The 15,986-nt window shown below is 56.1% G+C and carries 19 protein-coding genes; 8 read left to right on the top strand and 11 right to left on the bottom strand.

Annotation, left to right across the window (positions count from 1 at the left end):
• Window positions 1–332: 332 nt before the first annotated feature.
• The 3 genes from M8014_RS07630 (at window position 333) to M8014_RS07620 (ending at window position 1,716) form a co-directional block, all read left to right on the top strand.
• Window positions 333–569: a TA system antitoxin ParD family protein gene (locus M8014_RS07630; protein WP_271267385.1), complete on the top strand. Its 237-nt coding sequence runs from the start codon at window positions 333–335 to the stop codon at window positions 567–569.
• Window positions 538–867, top strand: coding sequence for a type II toxin-antitoxin system RelE/ParE family toxin (locus tag M8014_RS07625; RefSeq protein WP_271281921.1), 330 nt, complete (start codon window positions 538–540; stop codon window positions 865–867). The genes M8014_RS07630 and M8014_RS07625 overlap by 32 nt, the downstream gene beginning before the upstream one ends.
• 393 nt (window positions 868–1,260) lie before the next feature.
• Complete coding sequence (locus M8014_RS07620) at window positions 1,261–1,716, top strand: hypothetical protein (protein ID WP_271282037.1); 456 nt, start codon at window positions 1,261–1,263, stop codon at window positions 1,714–1,716.
• A 245-nt stretch (window positions 1,717–1,961) separates the two neighbouring features.
• Here M8014_RS07620 and gapS4b read toward each other — a convergent pair whose 3' ends face one another.
• From gapS4b to M8014_RS07565, 11 genes are all read right to left on the bottom strand, one after another.
• The gene (gene gapS4b / locus M8014_RS07615; protein WP_271281920.1) at window positions 1,962–3,119 is read right to left on the bottom strand and encodes a GapS4b family protein; all 1,158 of its coding nucleotides are present in this window, start codon (window positions 3,117–3,119) and stop codon (window positions 1,962–1,964) included.
• On the bottom strand, window positions 3,109–4,035 hold the full coding sequence (gapS4a, locus tag M8014_RS07610) for a GapS4a family protein (RefSeq protein ID WP_271281919.1): 927 nt from the start codon (window positions 4,033–4,035) through the stop codon (window positions 3,109–3,111). Before gapS4a ends, gapS4b begins: the two co-directional genes overlap by 11 nt.
• 274 nt (window positions 4,036–4,309) lie before the next feature.
• A complete protein-coding gene (hycI, locus tag M8014_RS07605; protein WP_271281918.1) occupies window positions 4,310–4,765 on the bottom strand; it encodes a hydrogenase maturation peptidase HycI in 456 nt (151 codons plus the stop codon).
• Entirely contained in the window at window positions 4,758–5,168 is a 411-nt protein-coding gene (locus M8014_RS07600; protein ID WP_271281917.1) for a formate hydrogenlyase maturation HycH family protein, read from the bottom strand. The genes hycI and M8014_RS07600 overlap by 8 nt, the downstream gene beginning before the upstream one ends.
• Window positions 5,168–5,932: an NADH-quinone oxidoreductase subunit B family protein gene (locus tag M8014_RS07595; RefSeq protein WP_271281916.1), complete on the bottom strand. Its 765-nt coding sequence runs from the start codon at window positions 5,930–5,932 to the stop codon at window positions 5,168–5,170. Before M8014_RS07595 ends, M8014_RS07600 begins: the two co-directional genes overlap by 1 nt.
• Entirely contained in the window at window positions 5,929–6,474 is a 546-nt protein-coding gene (locus tag M8014_RS07590) for a formate hydrogenlyase complex iron-sulfur subunit (protein ID WP_271281915.1), read from the bottom strand. The genes M8014_RS07595 and M8014_RS07590 overlap by 4 nt, the downstream gene beginning before the upstream one ends.
• Before the next feature lie 12 nt (window positions 6,475–6,486).
• Window positions 6,487–8,196 carry a formate hydrogenlyase subunit HycE gene (hycE, locus tag M8014_RS07585; RefSeq protein ID WP_271281914.1) on the bottom strand — a complete coding sequence of 570 codons (1,710 nt, stop codon included), beginning with the start codon at window positions 8,194–8,196 and terminating at the stop codon, window positions 6,487–6,489.
• Between the two features lie 15 nt (window positions 8,197–8,211).
• Window positions 8,212–9,135 carry a respiratory chain complex I subunit 1 family protein gene (locus tag M8014_RS07580; RefSeq protein WP_271281913.1) on the bottom strand — a complete coding sequence of 308 codons (924 nt, stop codon included), beginning with the start codon at window positions 9,133–9,135 and terminating at the stop codon, window positions 8,212–8,214.
• A 2-nt stretch (window positions 9,136–9,137) separates the two neighbouring features.
• Complete coding sequence (gene hycC / locus M8014_RS07575; RefSeq protein WP_271281912.1) at window positions 9,138–10,970, bottom strand: formate hydrogenlyase subunit 3; 1,833 nt, start codon at window positions 10,968–10,970, stop codon at window positions 9,138–9,140.
• Window positions 10,967–11,575, bottom strand: coding sequence for a 4Fe-4S binding protein (locus tag M8014_RS07570; RefSeq protein ID WP_271281911.1), 609 nt, complete (start codon window positions 11,573–11,575; stop codon window positions 10,967–10,969). Before M8014_RS07570 ends, hycC begins: the two co-directional genes overlap by 4 nt.
• A gap of 75 nt (window positions 11,576–11,650) precedes the next feature.
• On the bottom strand, window positions 11,651–12,109 hold the full coding sequence (locus tag M8014_RS07565) for a transcriptional regulator (protein WP_271281910.1): 459 nt from the start codon (window positions 12,107–12,109) through the stop codon (window positions 11,651–11,653).
• Window positions 12,110–12,341: 232 nt separating this feature from the next.
• Here M8014_RS07565 and hypA point away from each other — a divergent pair, with 232 nt between their 5' ends.
• From hypA to hypE, 5 genes are read left to right on the top strand one after another with little or no spacing between them, the layout of a single operon-like run.
• Window positions 12,342–12,692: a hydrogenase maturation nickel metallochaperone HypA gene (gene hypA / locus M8014_RS07560; protein ID WP_271281909.1), complete on the top strand. Its 351-nt coding sequence runs from the start codon at window positions 12,342–12,344 to the stop codon at window positions 12,690–12,692.
• Window positions 12,693–12,695: 3 nt separating this feature from the next.
• Entirely contained in the window at window positions 12,696–13,568 is an 873-nt protein-coding gene (gene hypB / locus M8014_RS07555) for a hydrogenase nickel incorporation protein HypB (RefSeq protein ID WP_271281908.1), read from the top strand.
• Complete coding sequence (locus tag M8014_RS07550; protein ID WP_271281907.1) at window positions 13,559–13,837, top strand: HypC/HybG/HupF family hydrogenase formation chaperone; 279 nt, start codon at window positions 13,559–13,561, stop codon at window positions 13,835–13,837. The genes hypB and M8014_RS07550 overlap by 10 nt, the downstream gene beginning before the upstream one ends.
• Window positions 13,837–14,958, top strand: a complete 1,122-nt coding sequence (hypD, locus tag M8014_RS07545) for a hydrogenase formation protein HypD (protein WP_271281906.1) — start codon at window positions 13,837–13,839, stop codon at window positions 14,956–14,958. The genes M8014_RS07550 and hypD overlap by 1 nt, the downstream gene beginning before the upstream one ends.
• Entirely contained in the window at window positions 14,955–15,965 is a 1,011-nt protein-coding gene (hypE, locus tag M8014_RS07540) for a hydrogenase expression/formation protein HypE (protein ID WP_271281905.1), read from the top strand. The genes hypD and hypE overlap by 4 nt, the downstream gene beginning before the upstream one ends.
• Window positions 15,966–15,986: the final 21 nt, after the last annotated feature.

Raw genomic sequence — 15,986 nt, 5'->3', positions numbered from 1 at the left:
ATTATCGAGATACCGGGGCCTGAGGCCCGAACGGCAAGAACATCACCCGCGCGGGTGATAATGATTTTCAGAATGATAAGGATTGTTATTAAAATGTAAATAGTTATTGCTGAAAACTACTGTTTTAAGGACATGATTTTGATGGGGTTTTATGGGGGTGTAGCTATAGACGAGGAGCAGGAACAACCAATTAGTAAACTCTGCGCGGCACTACGTTGCACTATGCGACAAATTGTCGCATAGTGTTGTCTGTAGTGCGTCAAACACTGACGTATCGATTGAAACCACCCAATACCTTACTGGCACGGGTGATTACATCATGAGGTTTTAAAATGGCAACAAGCATCCGCTTAGATGATGATTTTGTTGAAGAAGTGAAAATACACGCCGAGGCGATGAGCCGTAGCGTGCCCAAACAGATTGAGCACTGGGCTAAGATTGGCCGCATTGCTGAGGAGAATCCCGATCTGTCATTTTCCTTCATCAACGAAATCCTGCTGGCGAAAGCAGAAATGGACAACGGGAGAATGAAGAAATATGTGCGCAGAAAAGACCGGTCAGGGAATTGAGGTTTACCAGTCAAGCCGCTTTGAGAAAGCCTTCAACCGCCTGACCAAAAGCGATCAAGATAGCGTTGATGACGAAATTGATCGCATCATCGAAAACCCGGAGATTGGCGAGCGCAAGAAAGGCGATCTCAGCTATCTGTGGGTGCATAAGTTCTACATGGGAAAGCAGCAGTACCTGCTCGGCTACACTTGGGTGGACCTGAGACTGGAGATCTATCTCCTGAGCCTGGGAACGCACGAGAATTATTACGATGAGCAAAAGCGGCACCGTAAAGCCGACCTGAAACTCATCGGGTAATGTTGAGTAACAGCACTTACGTTTTAAAACAGCCTGGTATCCCAATAGGCCGGGCATGTGAAGCGCCCCCGGGATGGCCTTTCTGGAAGGAGCCTCGCAAACTTTAAATTAACCTTATGTAACTCAGGGTTAATGCTTTTATTCCCGTTATCAGGCTCGTAAAGTGACTGCGTTGCGGCACATCCGCAATCGGGTGTAGGAACCCGTATTCTACATAGCGATATTTATATGTCGCGGCAGTGCTTATCCCGTTAAAATCGCGGTGGCGCTGGCGGAGCAGCCGAAAGGCTGGCCGTTTTCTATGTGGGCGGTATTCCTACCTCCGTCAGCGCTACCCCCCGAGCGTAGGAACTCACAGGGTAGTTAAATGGACTACATGTAGAGGATGTCATGATGACAACTATCCCAACTCTGATTTACCCGCAATCTGGCGAACAGTTAATTCCCCATTACCTGTCTACACCGCTTTCTGCTGCTGCGGATCTCTTTGAGGTCGCCGATCGCTGTGCCGCTCTGGTGAGCGTATTGATCGAAACTGATGACAATGCATCCCGCACTGCGCTCTGTGAAGGTCTACAGCACGCGCTGCGCCAGCTGCGCGAATTCTGTGACGCTGAACTCCCGCCGCACCTTATCGAACAGTTGATCCAGGGGGAAACGCTCACCTCCTGTATGCCGGACTGCTGGCAGGAAACTGCCCCCCAGGTGGACTACGCACTGGCACTGACGCACGCCATTCTGGGCGGCACGCTGCCCGCCAGCGTCGAGAAAGAACTGGCGGGGCTGCTGCATGATCTGGTCTGGCTGCTGAATGAGTTTGTGAAGGAGCCGTATATCACCGTGCATTAAGCGCGACTGAAATACAGCGAAAGCGTTTTGATTTCAGGTAGTGAAAGGGGCTGTGGCAGGCCCCTGAATGCGCTTAAAGATGGGGTTGGCATTGAGGGGGCTAATGTTCGATTTTTTTATAAGCTAACAACATCGATTGTTGCATATGAGAAACAATGAATGTCTGCTGAGAGCGAGGAGCGGAAGTTCGCTTTTGCTCCCGTGTTAATAGCGGGTATTAATCAATCGTGAGCAGAACCATAGAGTTAGCAGTTTGATTCAATATCAGCAGCTCTTCTATATTTAGTAAGCAACTCAACTTTACGTAATTCAATCTCACGCATAATATTTGATTGAATATCATGTATTTTAGAAGGCGACGCACCTTTAACCTTTATATTTATAAAGGTAATGCATAACTCAGGGTTTACAGGGGTTTTTCTTCCATACTCACTAAACTCGTAGGCAACTTTACATTCACCTGAATAGGATTCATAGCTAATTGTGTAACTTGCAACAACCTTTGTAACACGTACATACGGGTGTATGTGTTTCCATTTGATAGATATTATATTCTCTAGGTTTCCTTTAACTCTATACTGGTCAATATCTTTTTCGAGGAAATTAGTCACAGCATCTGATTGTTTTTCATAACCAGTAGAATGATCAGGATTAAAATGAACATCGTCTATTTTTTGATGGTAGAATAAGTATCCAATATGAAGGGAGGCCAATTCATTAAGGAATTTCACTCTGTTTTCATTTTCAAAATCATCCATCAAAACTCTACCTCGATGAGGCGAATGCTCAATTATATTATTGTTTTCCAAATGCCCCTCTATCAAGGTTATGACATTTTCAGCTATTTCTTTAGTTTCAGGAGATGTGTGATTTAGTTTAACATTCATTAAAAGTTGGGAACCACCAGTGATGCCATTAAAGTCTTTCTTGATTTCTACAGATCCTTTAAAGAATTTTTCAGTTATATACCAATCATCTAAAACATCTGTTTTGCAAATTTCGAAATCCATTATTACGGAATTATTACTTTTACCATCTAGGGATGTGAAATCGCTAAAATCTGAAATCTCATAATTAATGTAACCATTTTTTGTAATTTTACCAATATCTACAAACCCACTAACTTCATCAAGCAAATCAATATCTTGCTTAAGATTGAAATTCCTGAAATTTACTTTATCTAATTTTTCCTTTGTTTTAATACTACTTAATAAATCATAAGATTCATCAGGGCTTAGTAGAGAGGTGATCAAGTTTGGAACTGTGCCTGATTTTTCAGACACTCCACAAAAAAGCCCTCTTTCTTTAAGTAGATTATTGATCATTGTAGAGCTACAGTTCTGCTGGCTCACAAGATTTTTCAGTTCATCTCCGGAGGGAATGAAATCAATATCATTTTTCATCAGAAATGCTCCTGAAAGTGCTGTTATAAGAATCAACGATTAATGTAATATCTCCTACGACATCCTCAGAGCCATCTTCAAAGCTCTGCGTCATTTTGACCTCATCAACTGAAGGGGAGTCTGTGAGTTTATTATATTTATTGAAATAAATTTCATAATGATTAGCGAAATCGGAACAAAGCTTTCTAGCCAATTTATATACCAACCCTAGTGATTCTTTACTATAATTAAAATCGCAAATTAATATGAACTTTCGCCCATTATCATCAGGTACAGAAATGGGAATTATTGGGGAGGTAATGTATTCAACAGGCATTATCTTAGAATGTCTTGTTGAAGATGAAACATTTAAGGTAGTGTTAAGGCAGAAAAACGATATTTCACCATGCTTTTTCTTGATAAAGTTTATTGAGTTGTATAAAAATTTAGCTCTTGCGTTATCAATGAGATGTATGGCGTTGAACTTGAGGGTTGAATCAATTCTATGATTGATGATTTGACTTTTAATATTATCGCTTGAGTCGCTTTCATCATTATTTAAATAAAACAAAACTCCAATATCTTCTTTCCTTGAACTACCAGGAAATTGTTTTGTTATAGTTCTTTTAAACTGGGATTTTGAATAACATTCAATGGTATGGGCCAAGTCTTTGAAATGTGAACGAAAAGTGGTTTTGACTTTATCGTAAGGTACTGATGAATACTTTGCAGAAACAACAACGCTTACTAATGATTGTTTTTGAAGCATAGAGTTGTAGACATACAAAGCATCTATTCCATGTGTCTTTTTTGCATGTTCTCCCACACAGCAATCTAATTGCTTGTTACTACATAGGTTTTTCCATCCAAAGAGCTTCAGAAAGTCATTGACTATCTCTTCTCCCACCTCTCCAACATATTTTGAAAACTCGCCCATTGCTTAAACCGCCGTCGGTTAAGTTATAATTCTTTATGGTATTAATCTTATTCACATTTATCAACATCAGGGATAAGTAAGACGGATTTGCAGTGAGTCAACACTCAACTTCTGCTCCTGGCACATTGCCCACAGTCATCACCACAGCCTTAGTAAAAAATCACATCCCTGAACTGACAACCTGCCCTGGAAAAAACGCCCGCCTCTCCGCGAGCGCTTTCCACAACCCTTCGTTACTTCATTACACCTGTTAAGGTTCAGTACCAGTAAACCCCTACAACTCCCCAAACTCCAACACCCCATCCCTGTCCGCCAGGCTTTCATATACCCTCTCAACCGCAGCTTTCACCTTCTCCGTCATCGGATAATAAAACCCGACAATATCCGGCTGAACCCCGAGGAAAACCACCTCCCCCACATCATCCTTAAGCTGATCCACCAGGTAGTTCAGCGGCATATTGTGGGTGGTCATCATAAACATCTCGGCGATGTCATCCGGGTCGATGCGGCGGATCTCACCTGGGTTTAATCCCATATCCGTCGCATCGACAATCAGCAGCCGCGCCGGGCGTAGCTCGCGGATGGCGACCACGTCGTTCTCCGGGGCGCTGCCGCCGTCGAACACCACCCAGTCGCCGCGCGGGGTTTCCCGGCACATCTCGGCCAGCAGCGGACCGGCCCCATCGTCGCCCATCATGCTGTTGCCGACGCAGAGTAATACATCAGTCACGGTGCCTCCGAACCATCAGATAGATGGCGTTTTCCTGGTGAATGGCGTGGAGCATGTTAAGCATGTGGCTGCTCCATTCCCGCTGCTGCGCCGTCTGCCCTGCCCTTGCGGCGTCGAAGGCGTTGGCGAGCATCACAATATGATTAGCGTCGATAACGATCTCCCCGTAGCGCGGCACGCCTTCCATTTTGCGTCGCGCCTCGCTCCCCGCTTCCAGGGTGGCGATCCACGCCAGATAGTCGTCCCACGGGCAGGTCAGCGCCGCCTCCAGGCAGTCGATGACCCCCAGATGGTGGCCGATCGCCAGCCCGTAGTAGATCACCTGCTGGGCGTCGTCGGGGGTGTCGTCACTTTCGTCAATGAACTTACGGCTAAGCTGGCTGAATACCACCGTCTCACTCATCAGATACGCTCCTGCCCGACCACCTCAATGAGGTTGCCGACGATTTCGTTCAGGCGCGGGTCGTTCTCGTGCGCCAGCCAGCGGGCCACGCTCTCGTCGCCCTCGATCAGATGACGCATAAAGTCGTCGGCGATCTGGCGACCGTAGCGGTAGCCCGCCAGACGGCGCGCGGCGCGATCGATGCGTACCCGCAGCGGCTGTAGCATTTCCGGATGCAGGATCTCCGCGGGCTGGTTGTCCAGCGCCCCCGGCTCGCGGGCGTGGATTTTCTGCTCTAAAAGCCCCAGTGCCATTGCAAAGCCGTACAGGGTGGCGGCAGGCGACGGCGGGCAGCCGGGAATGTACACGTCCACCGGCACGATTTTGTCGGTGCCGCCCCAGACGCAGTACAGGTCGTGGAAGATGCCGCCGGAGTTGCCGCAGGCCCCGTAAGAGATACAGATTTTTGGATCGGGGGCCGATTCCCACGCGCGCAGCGCCGGGGAGCGCATCGCGCGGGTCACCGCGCCGGTAAACAGCAGAATATCGGCGTGGCGCGGGGATGGCACCACTTTGATGCCGAAGCGTTCGGTGTCGAAAATCGGCGACAGGGTGGCGAAGATTTCGATTTCACACCCGTTGCAGCCGCCGCAGTCCACGCGGTAGACATAGGCAGAACGCTTAATTTTTTTCAGCAGCGAGGCCTTCATACTGGCGATGGAGTCGTCCACCGTCACCGGCACCGGGATCCCCTGTTCGTTACGCGGCCCTAACAGTTCGCTCATCGTGTCGCTTCCTTCATTTCGCGGGTCAGATGGATTTTGTCCGACGGGGTCAGCCCCTGCAGGCGCTTGCAGTCCGGGCAGGTTTCAAAACTCTCCCGGTGCGATTCGGCGCGTTTGTCGCCGTTGTGGCGCAGCAGTTCAATCACGTAATCGATCTCTTTCTGGACCGCATACGGGCGCTCGCACACCCGGCAGTGGCAGATATCAAAGCGCGACTGCTGCAGGAAATCGGCTTTGCTCCACACCGCCAGCTCGTACTCCTGCGACAGCTTGATGGCCGTGGTCGGGCAGACCTCTTCGCAGCGCCCGCAAAAGATGCAGCGCCCGAGGTTGAACTGCCAGGTCAACTGGCCGAACTGCAGATCGGTTTCCACCGTCAGGGCGTTCGACGGACAGGCATTCACGCAGGCCGCGCAGCCGATGCACTGCTGCGGGTTATGCTCCGGCTTGCCGCGCATATTTTTGTCGACCGCAATCGGCTGCAGCGGATAGGACTCCGTGACCACGCCGGTTTTGATGACTTTTTTAATAAACGTAAACATGGGTGCTCCGGGTTATTTCAGCGGCGAGTTTTTGCGTTCGATGCTGTAGCGTTCCAGTTCTTTATACGGAACCACCTTGCTTTTCTTCTTCCGCACGTCCACCACCGTCATGCGGTCGGTGCAGGAGTAGCACGGGTCGAGGCTGCCGATAATCAGCGGCGCGTCAGAGACGGTGTTGCCGCGCAGCATGTAGCGCAGGGTTGGCCAGTTGGCGTAGGTGGCCGCCCGGCAGCGCCAGCGCCACAGCTTCTGGTTGTCGCCGGTCATGCTCCAGTGGATATCATCCCCGCGCGGCGCTTCGCTAAAGCCCAGCGCAAAGCGGTTCGGGATGTAGGTAAAGCCTTCCACCATCAGCTCGCCGCCCGGCAGGTTGTCGAGCCCGAAGTCGATCATGTTCAGGGCGGTGTAGACTTCGTTGATGCGCACTTTCAGACGCGAAATCACGTCGCAGCCCTGCTCGACGTGGACTTCCATCGGCAGCAGGCCGTAACCGACAAACGGGTGATCGGCGCGGGTGTCGCGGGCGTGGCCGCTGGCGCGCACCATCGGGCCGACGTTGCTGAAGTCGCGGGCGATCTGCGGGTCGAGGCGGCCCACGCCGACGGTGCGCTGGTCGATGTTCGGCGTACTCAGCAGAATATCCACCAGATCCTGCACCTCGCGGCGCATCTGCTGGGCCAGCAGGCGGGTCTGGATCATGTCGTCTTTCAGCAGATCGCGACGGATGCCGCCGATCAGGTTCAGGCCGTAGGTTTTACGCGCCCCGGTGAGGATCTCCGCCATCTTCATGGAGGTTTCACGTACGCGGAAGAACTGCATAAAGCCGGAGTCGAAGCCAACGAAGTGGCAGGCCAGGCCGAGGTTCAACAGGTGCGAGTGCAGACGCTCCACTTCCAGAAGGATGGCGCGGATCATCTGGGCGCGTTCCGGCACCACGATCCCCATCGCGTTCTCCACCGAGGTGGTGTAGGCGGTGCTGTGGGCAAAGCCGCAGATGCCGCACACGCGGTCCGACAGGAAGGTGACTTCGTTGTAGCCCATCCGCGTTTCCGCCAGCTTTTCCATCCCGCGATGAACGTAGAACAGGCGGTAGTCGGCGTCGATAATGTTCTCGCCGTCAACGAACAGACGGAAGTGGCCCGGTTCGTCGGAGGTGACGTGCAGCGGGCCAATCGGCACCACGTTGTTTTTCTTGTCGCCGAGTTCGTTAATGAATTCGTAGGTTTCTTTATCGGTGGTCGGGGCCGGGCGCTGACGGTAGTCCATGCTGTCTTTACGCAGCGGATAGAGTTCGTCCGGCCAGTCATCCGGCAGCACCAGCCGACGTTCGTCCGGCAGGCCAACGGGGATCAGGCCGTACATGTCGCGCACTTCGCGCTCGCCCCAGACGGCAGCAGGCACACGCGGGGTGACGGACGGGAACTCCGGTTTGTCGGCGTCCACTTCCACGCGCACGGTGAGCCAGCAGCGGGTGCCCTGCTCCATCGACAGCACGTAGTAGACGGCGTAGCTGCCGCAGAGCTGGCGTTCGTCATTGCCAAACAGCACCGACAGCCAGCCGCCCTGCTTGTAGTACAGGAACTCGACCACTTCCGGCAGATAGTTGATTTTCACCGTCACGGTGATTTGATCTTTGGTCTGCCAGGCCTCATCCAGCACAACGCCAGGGAAGGCCTGATGCAGCGCGGCGAGATAGTGTTGACCTACTTTTTCTTCAGACATGGTTATTCTCTACAATCACGCCGCCAGCAAGGAGACGAAAGCTAAAAATGCCAGACCAAAACCGGCCCAGGTAATACGGGAGGTGGCGTTAAAGCGCAGGCGCGCCATGCTGTTCTCGAACAGCGCAATCACCAGCACGCCAGCCACCAGCTTGACGGCTGCGATCGCGATAGCCAGCAGCAGGCCGCCGACGGAAAACTGCGTCATCTGTCCCCAGGGAATAAACACCCCGACGAACATCTGCAGCACCACCAGCTGTTTCAGGCTGATGCCCCACTTCAGCACCGCAAAGCCTGCGCCGCTGTATTCCGACAGCGGGCCTTCCTGCAGCTCTTGTTCAGCTTCCGCGAGGTCAAACGGCAGTTTGCCCATCTCAATAAAGGTGGCGAACGCGCAGGCGCACATCGCCAGAATCAGCGTCAGGGAGTGCGCCACCGGCCAGTGGTAAACGGTCGCTGTTACCGCGCTGATATGGGTGGTGCCCGCTACCTGCGCCGCAACCCACAGGCCCAGCAGCAGGATCGGCTCCACCAGTACGCCAAGCATCGCTTCACGACTTGCGCCAATCCCGGTGAACGGGCTGCCGGTATCCAGCCCGGCGATGGCGAAGAAGAAACGCGCGATGGCGAAGAGATAAATCAGGGTGATCAGGTCGCCGAGTGCCGGGACGGGTGAGGCAACAGTCACCACCGGCAACGCGGTAGCAATGGCGAACATCACCCCCACCATCACCAACGGCATCAGGCGGAACACCCAGCCGGAGGCCGCCGGGCCCACGCTCTGGCGGCCCAGCAGTTTCACCAGATCCCGATACTCCTGGAAGATATCCGGCCCGCGACGGGTATGCAGACGGGCACGCGCCACACGGGTAATACCGGCCAGCAGCGGCGCCACGGCAAACAGCACCAGCGCCTGAATCAATGCAAAGAGTAAAGTCATGTTCAGGCTCCTCGGGACACAATAACCACCACCAGCACCGCCAGCTCAATCAGGGCGATACGGTGGAACAACACGGCGGTGCATTCGCACTGCCAGCCGGGGATAAAGCGCACCGGGTTCAGCCATTTGCGCAGCTTCAGCACCGGCGCAAACGACTCTTTGACCGGCATCGCAAAGCCGTGGGCGGTGATCACCATCGCTTGTTCATGGTCGTATCCGCACACCCAGGCTGAGCCGCGGGAGCGGTTCGGCAGGCGGTTGCCTTTGAAAATGACCATCACGATAAACGGCAGCAGCAGCCCTGCGATCAGCAGCAGAGCGATCGTCGGCGGCGAGACGGTGGAGACAGCGCCGCCACTCATCGGGAACATGCGGCTAATCACGGGCAGGAACCAGGGGGCAGCAACGCCCCCCGCCACGCAGCACAACGCCGCCAGCACGGTACTGACGGTCATCAGCCAAGGCGCGCCGTGCGCATTTTCCGCTTCTGCGGTGCGCGGTGCGCCCAGGAAGGTGACGCCGTAGACTTTCGCCATACACATCACCGCCAGCGCGCCGGTAATGGCCAGACCGACCGCCAGCAGCGGCCCTAAAAGCCGGGCGATAAAGGCGTCGTGGGTGCCGAGGTTAAAGAAGGATTGATAGATCACCCACTCTCCGGCAAAGCCGTTCAGCGGCGGCAATGCGGCCATCGCCATCAGCCCCACCAGCATGGCAAGCGAGATCAGCGGCATTTTTTTGCCGATGCCGCCCAGCTTCTCGATGTCGCGATGGCCGGTGCGATACCACACCGCGCCCGCGCCGAGGAACAGCGTGGTTTTAAACAGACCGTGGCTGACCAGGTGATAGAGCCCCCCGGTGAAGCCCAGCGCAATCAGCAGGGGGCTGTGCAGAGCAATACCGGTGACGCCCGCACCCAGGCCGAGCAGGATAATGCCGATGTTTTCCAGGGTGTGGTACGCCAGCAGGCGCTGGATGTTGTGCTCCATCAGCGCGTACAGCCCGCCGATAAAGGCGGTGATCATCCCCATCACCAGCAGCAGCACCCCGAGCCACAGCGGCGGTAACGCGCCGCTAAGGGACACGGTGAGCATGCCGTACAGCCCGACCTTCATGACGACGGTGGAGAACAGCGCGGCAGCCGGGGCGCTGGCGTTAGCATGCGCCTGAGGTGCCCAGCCGTGCAGCGGGATGACGCCCGCCAGCAGGCCAAAGCCCGCCAGACCCGGCAGCCAGACGCTGGCACCCGGAGCCTGCGCGGTGGCCATGGCATTCATGGCCACAAAATCCAGGGTGCCGTAGAACTGCCACGCCTGCCAGCAGGCAAGTGCCAGCAGCAGCGTACCCAGACGACCCAGCACAAACCACAGCTTGCCGGACTGGGCGCAGCCGGTAAGGAACGCGGCGCACAGGGCCATGATTTCAGCCATCACCACCAGCCAGCCGAGGTTATCGGCGACGATGGCCGCCACCGCGGCGGCTATCAGCAGGTTCGCCAGCACGCCGGTATTTTTCACCTGCGGGTGACGCTGCCAGGCGATGGTAAACAGACTGATAAGACAGGCTGGCAGACCAATGGCGATAAGCCACACCGCGCGGATACCGGTCAACTGCATCCCGGCGTGCAGCCAGGCAATCTGCCCGTGCAGCGCCAGGGTCTGCGGGTCGGCCAGCAGGGTAATAACCCCTGCCATCACCGTCATGGCACTGGCAATCACCCCGCCGATCCCGGCGATGGCGCCGCTCAGGGGCTTGTGGGCGCAGAAGATAAACGCCAGCACGGCGCTTATCAGGAACAGACCCAGCGCCGGGTTAATTAACGAAAAGGCGTTCATCCGCGCTCTCCTTGTTGCGACTGGAACAGCGACAGATCGCCCAGATCGGTATTCATGGTGAGTTCACGCTTGCGCTTGCTGGCGCGGGCGATGTCGTCGTTATTGACCAGCCGCAGGGATTGGGTCGGACAGGTGCGCACGCATGCAGGGCCGTCCGGGTCGAAGTAGCACAGGTCGCACTTCACCGCGATGGCGCGCACGCCCGGCACCCAGTCAAGGAACGGGCTGACGCGGGCGGGTGCCGGTGGTGCCATCGGCGCCTTGCTGGTGTTGCTGTTGGCAGGGATCGCCCGCGGACGGCTGCCGCCAAACTCCACGGCGCCAAACGGACAGGCAATGCCGCACAGCTTGCAGCTGACGCACAGGCTTTCATTCAGCTGGATGGCGCCGTCAATGCGGGTGATGGCGTTAACCGGGCACACCTGGGCGCAGGGGGCGTCCTCGCACTGGTGGCAAAGCTGCGGCGCGGAGTCATTGCGGTTACGCATCACTTTCAGTCGCGCCTGGCTTTGCAGGCCATGCAGGCGATGGGTCTCTGAGCAGGCCGCCTCACAGGTGTGGCAGCCGATACACAGCGTAGGATCAGCAATTACAAAACGATTCACCTGGAGTCCTCTGGTGAGAGTCATTTTTGACGATAAGTGTCGAAAGTGTCATTTCGACACCTGTCGACAGCGTATTCAGGCCACAGCGTGGTGTTTGGCGAGCGTCTCGAGCGTCAGCGATTCGCCGCGTTCGGTTGCCTGATAGAGCGCGGCGTAGATCCCGCTGATGGTATCGAGGAAATGAGACAGCACCGCCTCGCGCTCATCCACGCTGATGCTGCCGTCGAGCAGGCCGTCAGCGCCCAGCCGGGCGCGGGCAATCAGCACGCTGGCCTGTTCGTCCCGCGCTTCGACGGTGTAGTGAAAGACATGGCCGTTGAACGCCTGTTCAGGGGTGACGCGGATCAGGAAGTGGTCGAACAGCCAGAAGCCCAGCCCGCTATCCGTATTGCTGGCCACGCTCAGGTGCAGACTGGCTTTAGACAGCGTAATGCCCTGAATCAATGAGTTGCCGTAGTGATTCCAGTGGGTACGCAGGACGCGCTGCTGTCCGGCAATAAAATTTGCTTTCTCGCTTAATTCGGAAAGGTTCATGGTGAAATACCTAATGCTCTTTTTGAAGAAGTTGACTGCATTAAGCACGTTCCATGCCAATTTTTAACTTATTGATTTATATAATTAATTGAATTTAAGTTGTGAATAACAACACAAAATGACATGTCATTTCGTCATCTTTGTCCGCGCGCAGACACCCTCTCCCCGGCTTTAACTAAAACCTGGCATCAATATTGCTATTACCCGGTAAGACGTCACCAGGAAACGCACTATGCACGAGATCACCCTCTGCCAGCAGGCGCTGGAATTGATTCAACACCAGGCTCATGAACATCACGCCAAGCGGGTCACCGGCGTGTGGCTGCGCGTTGGCGCGTTTTCCTGCGTGGAAAGCAGCGCCCTGCAGTTTTGCTTTGAGCTGGTATGCCGGGAGACGGTCGCCGAAGGCTGCGACCTGCATCTGGAAGAGCAGCAGGCGGAATGCTGGTGCCGGGACTGCGAGCAGTATGTCCAGCTATTAACCCACCGCGTGCGCCGCTGCCCGGACTGCGGCGGCAGCGATTTGAATATCGTTGCCGACGACGGGCTGCATATCACCCGTCTGGAAATTGAACAGGAGTAAACCATGTGTACCACCTGCGGTTGCGACCAGGGCAACTTATATATAGAAGGCGACGAGCATAATCCTCACTCTGCTTTTCGCAGCGCCCCGTTCTCCCCTGCCCCACGCCCGGCGCTGCGCGTCACGCGCATTGACGCGACGCCGTTTGCCCCCGCTGAAGCCAGCACAGGCCAGCTGGATTACGGTCACGGCGAAGCGGGCACCCACGCGCCGGGCCTGAGCCAGCGCAAAATGGTCGAGATAGAGATGGACGTGCTGGGCAAGAACAATCAGCTGGCCCGGCGCAACCGCGAGCTGTTCAGCCGTAAAAAGCAGCTGGCGCTGAATCTGGTCTCCAGCCCCGGCTCCGGTAAAACCACCCTGCTGACGGAAACCTTAAAACGCCTGCAGCAGCGCGTGGCCTGCGCGGTGATCGAAGGCGATCAGCAGACGGTGAACGACGCGGAACGCATTCGCGCCACCGGCACCCCGGCGATTCAGGTCAATACCGGCAAAGGCTGTCACCTGGACGCGCAGATGATCCATGACGCGATGCAGCGCCTGCCGCTGGATGACGGCGGGATTATGTTTATCGAAAACGTCGGTAACCTGGTCTGTCCGGCAAGCTTCGACCTTGGCGAGCGTCATAAGGTGGCGGTGCTGTCGGTCACCGAGGGCGAGGACAAACCGCTGAAATACCCGCATATGTTTGCCGCCGCGTCTATCATGCTGCTGAATAAGGTCGATCTGCTGCCGTACCTCACCTTTGACGTCGAGAAATGCCTCGCCGCCGCCCGGGAAGTGAACCCGGAAATCGAGATCCTGCTGGTCTCCGCGACTCGCGGCGACGGCATGGATGCCTGGCTTGACTGGCTGGAGACGCAGCGATGTGCATAGGCGTTCCTGGTAAAATTAGCGCCATCCACGATGGCATGCAGGCCCAGGTCGATGTCTGCGGCATCCTGCGCGATGTGGATCTGACCCTGGTCGGTATCCATGACGAAAACGGCAACAGCCGCCTCGGCCAGTGGGTGCTGGTCCACGTGGGGTTTGCGATGAGCGTAATAGATGAAGAGGAGGCGCTGGACACCCTCGCCGCCCTGCAGAACATGTTCGACGTCGAGCCGGACGTGGGTTCGCTGCTGTTTGGCGAGGAGCATCGCTAATGCGCTTTGTTGATGAATACCGCGATCCGCAGAAGGTGATGCGCCTGATTGAGACCCTCAAGGTCCGCGCCGGGGCATTAACTTATACCGCCCAGCGCCCGCTGCGGATCATGGAGGTGTGCGGCGGGCACACCCACGCCATCTTTAAGTTTGGGCTCGATCAGCTCCTGCCCGACAACATCGAGTTTATCCACGGCCCCGGCTGTCCGGTGTGCGTCCTGCCGATGGGCCGCATTGACACCTGTATTGAGATTGCCCACCACCCGGAGGTGATCTTCTGTACCTTCGGCGACGCGATGCGCGTCCCGGGTAAAAACGGTTCGCTGCTGGATGCCCGGATGCACGGCGCGGACGTGCGGGTGATTTACTCCCCCGCCGACGCCCTGAAGCTGGCCCAGCAAAATCCGGATCGCAAGGTGGTCTTTTTCGGCCTCGGATTCGAAACCACCATGCCCGCCACCGCCCTGACCCTGCGCCAGGCGAAGGCCGCGAAGGTGTCGAATTTCTACTTTTTCTGCCAGCACATCACCCTGATCCCGGTGCTGAAAAGCCTGCTCGAACAGCCGGAAAACGGCATCGACGCGTTTCTGGCTCCGGGACATGTGAGCATGGTGATTGGCACCCATGCCTACGATTTTATCGCCGGGGATCATAACCGCCCGCTGGCGGTGGCCGGGTTTGAACCGGTCGATCTGCTGCAGGGGGTGTTGATGCTGGTTGAGCAGAAGATCGAAGGCGTCAGTCGGGTCGAAAATCAGTATCGCCGCATTGTGCCGGAGGCGGGTAACGCCGTGGCACAGGCGGCGATAGCCGAGGTGTTTGGTATTGAAGGCGACAGCGAATGGCGCGGGCTGGGGGTAATTGAGCACTCCGGCGTACACCTGACCGAAGGCTATCGCCTGTTTGACGCCGAGCATCACTTCACGCCGCAGGCGCAGGCCGTCTGCGACGATCCAGAGGCGCGCTGCGGGGCAGTGCTGACCGGGCGCTGCAAACCGGCGCAGTGTCCGCTGTTTGGTAATAAATGCACGCCGCAAAGCGCCTTTGGCGCGCTGATGGTGTCATCGGAAGGGGCGTGTAGCGCCTGGTATCAGTACCGTTCTCAGGAGTGTGAAAGTTGAAACAGATAACCCTCGCCCACGGGAGCGGCGGACAGGCCATGCAGCAGCTGATCGGCGAGCTTTTTATGCGCGCCTTCGCCAACCCGCTGCTGAACGAACAGGAAGATCAGGCCCGCATTCCGCTACATGAGCTAACCGCACACGGCGACCGGCTGGCCTTTTCCACCGACAGCTATGTCATTGATCCGCTGTTCTTCCCCGGCGGCGATATCGGCAAGCTGGCGGTATGCGGCACGGCCAACGACGTCGCCGTCAGCGGGGCTGTCCCGCGCTGGCTCTCCTGCGGCTTTATTCTGGAAGAGGGGCTGGAGATGGCAACCCTCGAGCGCATCGTCACCAGCATGGCCGCAACGGCGGCGGCGGCGGGGATCACCATTGTCACCGGCGATACCAAAGTGGTGCCGCGCGGCGCGGCGGATAAGGTGTTTATCAATACCGCCGGTATCGGTTCTATTCCCGGCGGGTTAAACTGGGGGATGCGCCAGATTGCGGTCGGCGATGTGCTGCTGGTGAGCGGCACCCTGGGCGATCACGGCGCGACCATCCTCAACCTGCGCGAAGGCTTAGGTCTCGAAGGCGATCTGCAAAGCGACTGCGCGGTGCTGACGCCGTTGATTCAGGCGCTGCGTGATGTGCCCGGCGTAAAAGCCCTGCGTGACGCCACGCGCGGCGGCGTGAATGCCGTCGCCCACGAGTTTGCCGCCAGCAGCGGCTGCGGCATTGAGCTGCAGGAAGGCGCCCTGCCGGTGAAATCCGCGGTACGCGGCGCATGCGAACTGCTGGGGTTAGATCCGCTCAACTTCGCCAACGAAGGCAAGCTGGCAATCGTCGTTGAGCGCAGCGCGGCACAACAGGTGCTAGCCTTATTACATCAGCAGCCGTTAGGTCAGAATGCGGCGATTATCGGCGAAGTGGTGGAGCGCAAAGGGGTCCGCCTCACCGGACTGTACGGCGTGAAGCGCACGCTGAATTTGCCCCATGCCGAACCGCTGCCGCGTATTTGCTGACTGTCGATTCTCATTTTCTGG

Origin of the sequence: Silvania hatchlandensis, assembly GCF_025564065.1 — a bacterium.
Lineage (GTDB): Bacteria > Pseudomonadota > Gammaproteobacteria > Enterobacterales > Enterobacteriaceae > Enterobacter > Enterobacter hatchlandensis.
The sequence above is the reverse complement of the archived record's forward strand: the minus strand, read 5'-3'. Positions and strand labels throughout refer to the sequence as shown.